We start from the raw sequence: 11235 nt of genomic DNA, 5'->3' as shown, positions 1-11235 counted from the left end.
CGGGCGGCGGTCAGCGCCGGCGGCGGACCGCGCCGGTCACCCTCCGGCGGCGGGCGGTGTGCGCCGGTCGTCGGCGAGGTCGTCGACCACGAGGGACCGTTCGTCGATCGTGCCGTTCCGGTACGCCTGCCGGCCCACCATGTGCGCAGACAGTGGCGCCGTGGCGAGCTGGATCAGCATGACCGGCACGAGGAATGCGGCCACGCCCCACGACTCGAGCGCCAAGGCGATCGCGACGCAGATGAGGAGCAGGCCGAGCACCTGCGGCTTCGTGGCAGCGTGGAGCCGCATCGGCACATCGCGGAAGCGGAGCAGCCCGATCGCGGCGGTCAGACACAGCAGCGCACCGATGAGGATCAGGACCAGGACGATGATCTCGCGCACCTCGTTCATCGGTTCGCTCCGTCTCGACGGGCCACGAAGCGGGCGATGGAGATGGAGCCGAACACGCCCACGGCCGCGACGATGAGCAGGAGCGGCAGCGTGCGGGTGTGATGATTGACGGCCATCTCGGCCCCGAGCACACACATGATGAGCGTCAGCAGCACGTCCGACGCCACGGCGCGGTCGAGGATCGAGGGGCCGATGATGATGCGCCACAGCGTCAGCAGCGCGGCCACGGCGAACACCGCGTAGATCGCGATGAGCAGGATGAGGGTCATCGAGGGGTCCTCCGTCCGGCGCCGGCCGTCTCGCGGCGAGCCGCCTGCACGTCGCGGACCGTCTGCAACTGAGCACGCGAACCCACCACGCGCACCAGACGCTCTTCCCAGTGCTGCACGGAGCGCCGCTGCTCCTCCACCTGCTCGAGATCGCGCACGCCGATGACGTGCAGGTAGAGCACTCGGCGGTCGCGGTCGATGTCGACGATGAGCGAGCCGGGGATCAGCGAGGCGGTGACGGCGACGTGGGTCATGATGAGGTCGTCGTCTGTCACGAGGGGCACCGCGATGATGGCGGTCCCCGGCTGACGTCGCCAGTCCAGCACCTGGAAGGCCACCGTGAGTGAGCCGCGGATGAGCGCGAGGAGGAACTCCCCGACGAAGATGAGCCCCCACCACAGGTTGACGCGACCCGAGAGCTCGACCGCGGGGAGACGGAAGACGCGCGTCACGAAGACGGCGACCACGACACCGGTCAGCGCGGCCAACACGGTGAACTGACCCCACAGCAGCATCCACAGCGCGACGAGCCAGACGAAGAAGGGCAGCTGCCGCCAGACGGTGACGACGACCGACTTGGGACTCATGGTGTCGTCCCTTCGTCGGAGACGAGCACGACCGGGTCCTGCAGCGCGGCGCCGATGTTGGCGCACAGCTCATACAACGGCCCCGCGAAGATCGTCAGCGCGACGGTGACGGCGACCATGCCGGCTGTGGCCGCCGTCATGATCCTCGGGATCACCCGGCGCTCGGTCTGGGTCGCCGCGGCCGGAGCGCCGCCGAGGTACGAGATGCGGTCTGTCGCCTCGTCGCCCTGCTCCTCGTCCTCGCGCCAGAACGAGAGGTTCCACGCGCGCATGAGGGCGTAGAGCGTGAGGAGAGACGTCACGATCCCGCCGACGATGAGCACGTACATGAGGGGGGTCCCCACCTGCGCGGCGGCGTCGAAGAGGGCGAACTTGCCGATGAACCCCGAGAACGGCGGCAGGCCGCCGAGGTTGATCGCGGGGATGAAGTAGAGCACCGCGATCACGGGCGCCGCTTTCATGAGTCCCTTGACCTTGAGGATCGATGTCGATCCGGCCCGGCGCTCGACGAGCCCGACCGCGAGGAACAGCGTCGTCTGCACCACGATGTGGTGGACCATGTAGTAGATCGTCGCGCCGAGGGCGGCAGGTGTCGCGATCGCGAGCCCGAACACCATGTAGCCGATGTGGCTGACGAGGGTGAACGACAGGATGCGTTTGAGCTCGGCCTGCGCCACCGCACCCAGGACCCCCACGATCATCGTGGCGAGGGCGACGATCAGCAGCAGGGTGTTCACGTCGTTGTCGCGGAAGATCTGCGTCTCGGTGCGGATCATCGCGTACACGCCGACCTTCGTCAGCAATCCGGCGAACACGGCCGTGACCGGCGCGGGGGCGGTCGGGTAGGAGTCGGGCAGCCAGAACGACAGCGGGAAGATCGCGGCCTTGATGCTGAAGGCGAGGAGCAGCATCAGGTGGAGGACGAGCTGCACGTCCTGCGGGAGCTCGGTCATGCGCGCGGCCAGCTGCGCAATGTTGACGGTGCCGAGGGCGCCGTAGATCGCGGCGATCGCGGCGAGGAAGAGGATCGACGACACCAGCGAGACGACGATGTAGACGACGCCGGTGCGGATGCGCGACTCGGTCGATCCCAGCGTGATGAGGACGTAGGAGGCGACGAGGAGGATCTCGAACCCGACGTAGAGGTTGAAGAGATCGCCGGCGATGAAGGCGTTGAAGATGCCCGCCGCGAGGATGAGGTACGACGGGTGGAAGATCGTCACCGGTGTCTCGTCGTCGCCGTCGGCAGCCCCCTGCCCCACCGAGAAGAGGAGCACCGCGAGCAGCACGATCGAGGAGACCACGACCAGAAGCGCCGCAAGGCGGTCGACGTACAGGACGATGCCGAACGGGATCGGCCATCCGCCCACCGACACGGCGATCGCCTCCCCCGAGACGTCCACCGTGTACAGCAGCACCGCGGCGATGGCCAGCACGAGGGTGAGCGTGACGATCGAGACGCCCACCTGGACCTTCCGCTGACGACCGAAGATGAGCGCGATCGCGGCGCCGAGGAGCGGCAGGGTCACCAGCAGCGGAACGAGGGCGTTCATCGCTCACCTCCCGACCCTGTCGGGGCATCGGTGGGTGCGTCGTCGCGGATCGCGTCGAGGTCTCGGTGGTGCAGCACGACGATCGGGGCGGTCTCGGTGCCGATGAAGTCGGTGGTCGCGTCGTCGTCCTCGTCGGTGATCTCGTCGTCCATCGTGTCTTCGTCCTCGGGGGCACGGTCGCGCAGGGCGATGTCCTCTTCGTCGTCGTGCACGGTGTCGGCCTGGCCCAGCTGCCACGACCGGTAGATCAGCGCCAGGAGGAAGGCCGACACCGCGAAGGTGATGACGATCGCCGTCAGGGTCAGCGCTTGCGGCAGCGGATCGCTCATCTCGTCGGGCGAGGTCGCATCGCCGAAGAACGCCGCGACGCCGGGGCGGCCCATCACGACCAGGAGGAAAAGGTTCGCGGCATTGCCGAGCAGGAGGAATCCGATGAGCACGCGCGTGAGGCTCCGCTCGAGCATCGAGTAGACACCGGCGGCGAACAGGGCGCCCATGATGATGATGAGAACGAGGGAGACGGTCACGGGACGCTCACCCCCCGCTCACGCAGTTCCTGCGCCTGCCGGTCGACCTCGCCGCCGAGCGAGCGCAGCACGTCGAGGACGAGTCCGACCACCACGAGGTACACGCCCACGTCGAAGAGCGTCGAGGTGACGAACTCGACGTGACCGAGCACGGGGATGTTCGCCTCCCAGAAGGTGCTGGTGAGGGGCGCCTCGCCGAAGAACAGCGGCACGACGGCGCAGGCGACGGCGAGGCTCATGCCCGCCCCGAGCAGGCGTCCGGCGTCGGTGGGAGCGGCCGCTCCGAGCTCGTAACGGCCCCCCGCCACGTAGCGCATCACGAGCGCCATACCCGCGACGAGCCCGCCCGCGAAGCCTCCCCCGGGGAGGTTGTGACCGGCGAACAGCAGATAGATCGACACCACGATGATCGTGTGGAAGAGGATCCGGACGATCACCTCGAGGATGAGCGAGCGGTTCTCGGGCCGCATGCGCTGGCCGCCCACGAGCCACGCCTGACGCGTGCTCCCCGGCGCGCTCGCGCGGGGCTGCGGGCCGTCGACCGTCTCGATCAGGGGGCGGCGGGTGCGCGTCGCGCTCGTCGGCAGCGACGCGATCGTGCGGGACAGGAGGTCGGAGCGGTGCGTCACGAACACGAGCGAGGCGACGCCGGTCGCGGCGAGGATCAGCACCGACAGCTCGCCCATCGTGTCCCAGCCGCGGAGGTCGACGAGTGCGACGTTGACGACGTTCTTCCCGTGTCCGATCTCGTACGCCAGTTCGGGGAAGCGATCCGAGATGGGATCGGCGACCCGCGCGCCCGTGGCCACCATCGCGACCATCGCCATCGTCGCTCCGACCGCGACGGCGATGACGGCGCGCACGAGGGGAAGCACCGACGCGTTGTGCTCGCCCAGGCGCGCGGGGATGCGCCGGAGCACGAGGGCGAAGGCGACGAGGGTCACCGTCTCGATGAGGATCTGGGTGAGCGCGAGGTCGGGGGCGCCGCTCGTGGCGAACAGCAACACCATGCCGAGCCCCGTCACCGAGACGAGCACGACGCCCGTGTAGCGCTTGCGGGCCCGCACGGCCACGAGACCCGCGATGATCATGATCGGCGCCACGACCACCTGCATCGGGGTCTGCCACGGGTCGAGGTCGATGCGCCACTGCGGGCTCGCGAGCAGGGCGGTGCCCTCGGCGGCGACGAAGACCACGAAGATCGTGCCGACGTAGACCGGAAGCGAGCCGCGCTGCGTGAAGGTCGTCGTCCACACCGCCGCGCGGGCGATCACCCGGAGCACGAGGTTGTAGGCGTCGGCCGCGGTGAAGGGCAGGATGCGGGAGTGCCATTGCGTGCGTTGGACCAGCCAGAACAACAGCGCGCCCGCGGCGATCGAGCCGAGCGAGAGGAACAGGGCGGGCTCGAACCCGTGCCACAGGGCGAGGTGGTAGGGCTTGCCCCCGACGTCCTCGGGCATCGTGTCGGCGTATCCGGACAGCGCGACGTCGAGGAGGGGCGAGGCGACCCCGGCGACGACGGTCAGACCGCTCAGCACCACGGGGGCGGCGAGGAAGCCGAGGGGCGGGTCGGGCCACTCCGTCACGGGGCGTGGGGCCCCCGCGGCGTCTTTCTTGGTCCAGAACGCGCCCCAGACGAAGCGGATGCCGTAGGCGGCGGTCAGCGCCGAGCCGAGGACGATGCCGATCAGCGGGACGAGCGCCTCGGGCGTCGCTCCGCCCTCCAGGAGAGAGGTGAGGGCCGCCTCCTTCGCGACGAACCCCACCGTGGGGGCGACGCCCACCATCGAGGCGATCGCGATGATCGAGAAGACGGCGAGGGTCGGCGCCTGGCGCCCCACCCCCGACAACTCGCCGATGTCGCGCGTGCTGAGCTGGCGGTCGATCACCCCGACGACGAGGAAGAGCGAGGACTTGAACAGCGCGTGTCCCACCAGGAGGGCCAGTCCCGCCAGGGCGGAGTTGCGCTCTCCGTAGCCGAGCACGACCGTCAGCATGCCGAGCTGGCTGACGGTGCCGAACGCGAGGATGCGCTTGAGGTCGGACTCGCGGAGCGCTTGGAGACCGCCCAGCAGCATCGTGAAGATGCCGAGCGTGATGATGATCGGACGCCAGGGGTCGGAGTCGGCGAAGGCCGGAGCGAGCCGAGCGATGAGGTAGATGCCGGCCTTGACCATCGCCGCCGCGTGCAGATACGCGCTGACGGGCGTGGGGGCGGCCATGGCTCCCGGCAACCAGAAATGGAAGGGGAAGATCGCCGACTTACTGAGAGCGCCGACGAGCATGAGGACGATCGCGACGTTCAGAAGCACCCCGGCATCGCCCGCGGGAAGGGGAGCGGCGAGGATCGTCGTCAGGCTCGTCGTGCCGTAGAGCACCACGAGCATCACGGCGCCGACGAACATGACGAGGCCCCCGAGCGTCGTCACGAGCAGTGCCTGCAGTGCGGCTCTCCGGCTCGCTCCGCGCGCGTGGTAGAAGCCGATCAGCAGGTAGGAGAGAACGCTCGTGACCTCCCACAGCATCACGAGCACGATCAGATCGTCGGTGAGGACGAGGCCGTACATCGCCCCCGCGAAGGCGAGGAGGACGGCGGAGAAGAGCCCGACGCCCGCTTTCTTGCCGTCGAAGTACCAGCGGCAGTAGAGCATGACGAGCGCACCGACACCGGTGACGATCAGCGTCATCACCCAGCCGAGCGTGTCCATCTTCATCGAGAGGTCGACGCCGAGGGCGGGGATCCAGGAGAAGGACTCCGTCGGGCTGTCGCCGGCAAAGACGGCGGGGGCCTGGATCGCGGCGTGGACGAATGCCACGATCGGAACGATCGCCGCGACGAAGAAGGCCCGGGAACCGATGCGCGCCACCATCCATGGCAGCGTCAACGGCACCACCGCGAACGCAGCCAGGAGCAGCAGCATCTGGCCTCCAGACAGGTCGCGGGGGTCGGATGTCCAGTCTACGGGGTCAACGGGGCCCCGGTGCGGCCGACGGCGGAATCGGTCCCGTCGTATTCCCGGATCGGAACACACTCGTGAACCGCACGGAGGCGGGCTGTTCTCCGGCGAGCATCGCGACGATCGCCGCCCCGGCGGCACGGCCCTTGTCGACGGCGGGCTGGACCATCGTGGTCAGCTCGTACGGGGCGAGGCCGTCCACCCGCACGCCGTCGAAGCCCGCGACGCTCACGTCTCCGGGGACCGAGAGTCCGGCCTCCTCCGCCGCCCGGATCACCCCGGCGGCCAGCAGATCGCTCTGCGCGAGCACCGCCGTGGGGCGTCCCCGCGAGAAGACGTCACGGCCGACCCGCAGGCCCTCGTCGATCGAGCTGCCGAGCGTCGGATAGGCGGGGGCGTCGGGGAAGACCCGGCGAACGCCCTCCAGACGCTCGTGCGTGACGTTGAGGTCCGTCGGCAGCGCGACGACCGCGACGTCGGTGTGACCCAGCCGGCGGATGTGGTCGGCGAGGCAGTGCTCGGCGTCCTGGTTGTCGAGCGCCATGCGCGGAACGCCGTCACCGGCGTCCCCCTCGATCACGACGACAGGCACGCCACGGGCCCGCAGCAGCGCGACGTCGCCGGACGCTTCGGGGATCGTCCCGATGAGCACGGCGGCATCCAGCGGCACCGTCGCGAGGGTCGCGGCGGGCGCTGGGGCCGGCGCGGTCTCGCCGGCCGCCGTACGGCGGGTGAGCGGCGGGAGGAGGAGCAGGCTCGCATCGATCGCCGACACCGCGTCGGCGAGCCCGTCCATCGTCGCGCGCTGCACGGGATCGGTGAAGACGGTGCCCAACCGGCCGCGCTGCAGCACACCCACGATCCCGCTCCGCCCACGCCGGAGCGAGGCCGCGAGCGGGTCCGGCCCCGAATACCCGAGAGCGGCGGCGGCCTCGAGCACGCGAGCCCGCGTCTCGTCGGAGACCGGCGTCTTACCGCTGAAGACGACCGACGCGGTCGACGGCGAGACGCCCGCCGCACGTGCGACGTCCGCGATCGTTGCTCGGCGGCTGCTCATCGCCTCTGATCGTAACCCGCGGCCTGCGGCCGGTCGAATCGATTCGGTAGGGTGTACCCGTGCATTCCGCCCTCACCCGTGCTCAGCTCGTCCACTGGCGGACGGCCATCTTCACGATCTTCTTCGTCACCGGCATCGGCTTCGCGTCCTGGGCGTCGCGCCTTCCGGCCGTCAAGATCGCGCTCGGGATCGACGATCCGGGCGTCGGCGCCCTCCTGTTCGTGATGGGAGCCACCTCGCTCGTCGGCCTGTCGCTGGCCAACATCATCGTGGCGCGCTGGGGAGCCCGACGGGGAATGGTGGCGACCATCTCCTGCTTCGCGTTCGGGCTGCTGCTCGCGGGGATCGGCGTGGAGGTCGCGCACTCCTATGCCCTCACCGCAGTCGGACTCGGCTTCCTGGGCCTCGGCCTCAGCTCCACCGACGTCATGATGAACGTCGAGGCCGCCGCCGTCGAGCAGCGGTTCGGGCGCACGCTCATGCCCCTCTTCCACGCCTTCTTCAGCCTCGGGACGGTCGCCGGCGCCGGCATCGGCGTGGCGATGGCCGCCTGGGGCGTCGGCGTCGGCTGGCACCTCGGCGCGATCGCCGGTCTCGCGATCGTCGCCGGGCTCGTCTCCCTCGTCTACGTCCCCCGCCACGAGGCGCCCACCGCCGACGGCGAGGCGCTCAGCCGCCGCGAGCGCTTCGCCGCTCTCCTGACGGTCTGGCGCGATCCGCGCACCTACGCGATCGGCGTCATCATGCTGGGCATGGCCTTCGCGGAGGGGAGCGCGAGCGACTGGCTGACCATCGCGGTGGTCGACGGCCACGGCGAGAAGCAGGCGGTCGGCGCGATCGCGCTCACCGTCTTCTCGATCGCGATGACCGTGTTCCGTGTGCTCGGCGGCCCCCTCGTCGACCGCATCGGGCGCGTCTGGACCCTGCGCGTGCTCGCCGTCGCCGCGGCGAGCGGCCTCGTGCTGTTCATCGTCGCGCCGACCTTCCCGATCGCGCTCGTGGGCGTGGCCCTGTGGGGAGCCGGCGCGTCGCTCGGGTTCCCCCTCGGCATGTCGGCGGCCGCCGACGATCCGCAGAAAGCCGCCGCCTCGGTGTCTGCCGCCGCGACGATCGGCTACCTCGCATTCCTCTGCGGGCCCCCCGTCCTCGGCTGGATCAGCCACCAGATCGGCATCCTGTCGACGCTGTGGATCATCGTCGGGCTCATCGTCATGTCGGGGCTGGCGTCGGGCGCCGCCAAGCCGATCGCCGGATCGAAGATCGGCACCGGACACCACTGAGGCGGTGGGTAGGCTCGACGGGTGCGTCTCGTCATCGCCCGCTGCTCCGTCGACTACACCGGTCGACTCAACGCCCACCTGCCCCTGGCCACTCGCCTGCTCGTGCACAAGGGCGACGGGTCGTTGCTCGTCCACTCCGACGGCGGCTCGTACAAGCCGCTCAACTGGATGAGTCCCCCGTGCACGCTCACCGTCGAGACCCCGGATGAGGAGTCCGCGTCGGCAGGGGTGCTCGAGCACTGGCGCGTCACGCACGCCAAGACCGGCGACGCGCTGCTCGTGCGGATCTACGAAGTGCTCCACGACTCGTCGCACGACCTCGGCATCGATCCCGGCCTGCAGAAGGACGGCGTGGAGGCCGATCTGCAGCGGCTGCTCGCCGAACAGGTCGAGGTGATCGGCGACGGGCTCACCCTCGTCCGCCGTGAGTACCCGACGGCGATCGGTCCCGTCGACCTTCTGCTGCGCAACCCCGAGGCGGCCGTCACCGTGGAGCTGGCCTCGGCCGACGGCGCCGCGGCCGCCCACGTCGCCGTCGAGGTCAAGCGCCGCGCCGGTATCGACGCCGTCGAACAGCTCACCCGCTATCTCGAGCTCCTCAATCGCGACTCGCACCTGCGTCCCGTGCGCGGAGTGCTGGCGGCACAGGCCTTCGCGCCGCAGGCCCGCACGCTCGCCACCGATCGCGGGATCGCCTGCGTCGTCCTGGACTACGAGGCGATGAAGGGCACCGACAGCGGCCTCCCCACGCTCTTCTGACAGCCCCCGTCAGCGCGCGGCGGCCGGCCGTCGACGGGCCCTGGATAGGCTGGCGGTATGACGATGAGATCTCCGTGGACGTGCATTCTCTGGGACGTCGACGGAACGATCGTCGACGCGTCGGAGGGCATCCTGCGGCGATTGACCCTCTGTCTCGAGCACTTCGGCTTCCCCGCTCCCACGCGCGAGGAGCTCGTGCACTGGATCGGTCCGCCGATGTACGACTCCTTCCAGGCGAACGTCGGGATGACCGGCGCGCGGGCCGCCGAAGCCGTCGCGTACTACCGGCAGATCGGCAAAGCCGAGGGATACACGAGCGGTGCCCGCCTCTACCCCGGTGTCGGTGAGCTGATCGAGGAGTTGTCGGCCGCGGGCGTGCCGCAGGGGACGGCCAGCTCCAAGCCCGAGAACCAGGTGCTGGCGCTCATGGAGCACTTCACCCTGGCGCCCCGCCTCCAGGCGATCGTGGGTGCCACGCCCGACGAACAGACGCTCGCCACGAAGTCCGCCATCGTCGCCGAGTCGCTGCGCCGTCTCGCCGCGGTCGGCGTCGACACCCGTCGCCCGGTCCTCATCGGCGACCGTCACCACGACATCGAGGGCGGCGCCGATCAGGGCGTCCCCGTGATCTTCGTCACGTGGGGCTTCAGCTGGCCGCACGAGTCGGAGGGAGCCCAGGCCGTCGTCCACGACGTCGATGAGCTCCGCGCGCTGCTGCTGATCGAGGACGACGCCTGACCATGCCCCTGGAGGAGATCGTCCGCTGGCTGGTGCCGGCTGCCGTCGTCTTCGGGGTCGCCGGCCTCGGTGCCGGCACGCTCATCTGGTCGCTGCGGCGTGCCCGGGGAGGGCCTCGTGCCCGCGCCCGTGCCGAGGCGGAACGCGCGCGGGCGGGCGTCGCCCTCGTCGCTCTCGACGACGCGGTCGAGGAGCTCGAACTGGAGGTCGCCCTCTCCGGGGCGCTCTACGACGGCACGGCGCCGGCCGCGCTGCGCCGCGCGCGCCTCACGGCCCAGCGCATCCGCGACGAGGCGTTCGGACGGCTGCGCGACCTCGCTCCCGACGCCCACCCCGAAGAGGTGCGGCGCGTCGCCCTCTCGCTCCACGCTCGCACGTCGCAGGCCACCGCGCAGATCGCGGCGGCGCGCCAGGAGCACGCCCAGTGGATGTCGGCGAACCAGTCGGCGGGAGAACAGGTCGCACGGGCGCGCACGCGCCTCGAGGCGCTCCGCGCCGAAGCGGGCGACGTCGACGCGCTCGTGGCCGAGGTCGCCGGGCGCTTCGATCCGGAGGAGGTGGCCGACGCGGAGCGGGCCGCTACCGAGGTGACGGCGACGCTGGCTGAAGTGGCGACCCTCCTCGCAGAGGCGGACGAGGCGGCACAGGATCCCACGCGCTCCGCTCTGGCAGCGCTGGGGCGAGCGGAACGGGCGCTCCGTCGAGGACAGCAGGCCGCACGGACCCTCGAAGAACGGCACCGCGCCCTCCTGGATGCCGCCCAGGGCGTGGCCGGGGAGATCGCCGCGGCGCGCGAGGCCGTGCGCCAGGCCGAGACACTGCGGGCCCAGGCCGAACCGGAGGATGCGGAGCGGCTGGGCCGTGAGCTGCGAGCCGTGGCCGACGCCGTCGATGCCCTGGAGCCCCAGGCCGGACGGCGTCCCACCGCCACCGTCACGGAGCTGGCCCGTCTGCGCGACCGACTGGACCTTGCCGTCGGTGATGCCCGGACAGCGCAGCAGCGCCTGCGGGGCGCTCGCTCCGCCCTCCCGGGAACGGTCGCGGCCGCCCGCACGGCCGTGGCCCACGCGGAGGCGGTCGCCGGTCACGCGGGTGCCGACGCACGCGTGCGGCTG

The 11235-nt window shown here is 70.7% G+C and carries 11 protein-coding genes; 4 read left to right on the top strand and 7 right to left on the bottom strand.

Annotation, left to right across the window (positions count from 1 at the left end):
- Positions 1 to 36 precede the first annotated feature (36 nt).
- The 7 genes from mnhG to QM591_RS03650 are packed head-to-tail and all read right to left on the bottom strand — an operon-like array spanning position 37 to position 7343.
- The gene (mnhG, locus tag QM591_RS03680) at positions 37 to 393 is read right to left on the bottom strand and encodes a monovalent cation/H(+) antiporter subunit G (RefSeq protein WP_415129731.1); all 357 of its coding nucleotides are present in this window, start codon (positions 391 to 393) and stop codon (positions 37 to 39) included.
- On the bottom strand, positions 390 to 662 hold the full coding sequence (locus QM591_RS03675) for a monovalent cation/H+ antiporter complex subunit F (RefSeq protein WP_067164786.1): 273 nt from the start codon (positions 660 to 662) through the stop codon (positions 390 to 392). The genes mnhG and QM591_RS03675 overlap by 4 nt, the downstream gene beginning before the upstream one ends.
- On the bottom strand, positions 659 to 1249 hold the full coding sequence (locus QM591_RS03670; protein WP_415129729.1) for a Na+/H+ antiporter subunit E: 591 nt from the start codon (positions 1247 to 1249) through the stop codon (positions 659 to 661). The genes QM591_RS03675 and QM591_RS03670 overlap by 4 nt, the downstream gene beginning before the upstream one ends.
- On the bottom strand, positions 1246 to 2802 hold the full coding sequence (locus QM591_RS03665; RefSeq protein WP_415129727.1) for a Na+/H+ antiporter subunit D: 1557 nt from the start codon (positions 2800 to 2802) through the stop codon (positions 1246 to 1248). Before QM591_RS03665 ends, QM591_RS03670 begins: the two co-directional genes overlap by 4 nt.
- Complete coding sequence (locus QM591_RS03660; protein ID WP_415129725.1) at positions 2799 to 3329, bottom strand: Na(+)/H(+) antiporter subunit C; 531 nt, start codon at positions 3327 to 3329, stop codon at positions 2799 to 2801. Before QM591_RS03660 ends, QM591_RS03665 begins: the two co-directional genes overlap by 4 nt.
- Positions 3326 to 6250 (bottom strand): Na+/H+ antiporter subunit A, encoded by a 2925-nt coding sequence (locus QM591_RS03655; protein ID WP_415129723.1) that lies wholly within the window; start codon positions 6248 to 6250, stop codon positions 3326 to 3328. The genes QM591_RS03660 and QM591_RS03655 overlap by 4 nt, the downstream gene beginning before the upstream one ends.
- 46 nt (positions 6251 to 6296) lie before the next feature.
- On the bottom strand, positions 6297 to 7343 hold the full coding sequence (locus tag QM591_RS03650; protein WP_415129721.1) for a LacI family DNA-binding transcriptional regulator: 1047 nt from the start codon (positions 7341 to 7343) through the stop codon (positions 6297 to 6299).
- Positions 7344 to 7402: 59 nt separating this feature from the next.
- Between QM591_RS03650 and QM591_RS03645 the strand changes: the two genes are divergently transcribed.
- From QM591_RS03645 to QM591_RS03630, 4 genes are all read left to right on the top strand, one after another.
- Complete coding sequence (locus tag QM591_RS03645) at positions 7403 to 8623, top strand: MFS transporter (protein WP_415129719.1); 1221 nt, start codon at positions 7403 to 7405, stop codon at positions 8621 to 8623.
- A 21-nt stretch (positions 8624 to 8644) separates the two neighbouring features.
- Positions 8645 to 9382 (top strand): endonuclease NucS, encoded by a 738-nt coding sequence (gene nucS / locus QM591_RS03640; protein ID WP_415129717.1) that lies wholly within the window; start codon positions 8645 to 8647, stop codon positions 9380 to 9382.
- Between the two features lie 57 nt (positions 9383 to 9439).
- Positions 9440 to 10120 (top strand): HAD hydrolase-like protein, encoded by a 681-nt coding sequence (locus tag QM591_RS03635; protein ID WP_415129715.1) that lies wholly within the window; start codon positions 9440 to 9442, stop codon positions 10118 to 10120.
- A 2-nt stretch (positions 10121 to 10122) separates the two neighbouring features.
- On the top strand, positions 10123 to 11235 hold a 1113-nt coding region (locus QM591_RS03630), incomplete at its 3' end, for a hypothetical protein (RefSeq protein WP_415129713.1).

Source organism: Microbacterium sp., assembly GCF_047607225.1.
Classification (GTDB): Bacteria; Actinomycetota; Actinomycetes; order Actinomycetales; family Microbacteriaceae; genus Microbacterium.
Note: the sequence above shows the minus strand (reverse complement) of the source record. Positions and strands in the feature narration are given on the sequence as shown.

Coding starts and splice junctions, on each gene's coding strand:
- mnhG (WP_415129731.1), bottom strand. CDS start 393: ATGAACGAGGTGCGCGAGATCATCGTCCTGGTCCTGATCCTCATCGGT.
- QM591_RS03675 (WP_067164786.1), bottom strand. CDS start 662: ATGACCCTCATCCTGCTCATCGCGATCTACGCGGTGTTCGCCGTGGCC.
- QM591_RS03670 (WP_415129729.1), bottom strand. CDS start 1,249: ATGAGTCCCAAGTCGGTCGTCGTCACCGTCTGGCGGCAGCTGCCCTTC.
- QM591_RS03665 (WP_415129727.1), bottom strand. CDS start 2,802: ATGAACGCCCTCGTTCCGCTGCTGGTGACCCTGCCGCTCCTCGGCGCC.
- QM591_RS03655 (WP_415129723.1), bottom strand. CDS start 6,250: ATGCTGCTGCTCCTGGCTGCGTTCGCGGTGGTGCCGTTGACGCTGCCA.
- QM591_RS03650 (WP_415129721.1), bottom strand. CDS start 7,343: ATGAGCAGCCGCCGAGCAACGATCGCGGACGTCGCACGTGCGGCGGGC.
- QM591_RS03635 (WP_415129715.1), top strand. CDS start 9,440: ATGACGATGAGATCTCCGTGGACGTGCATTCTCTGGGACGTCGACGGA.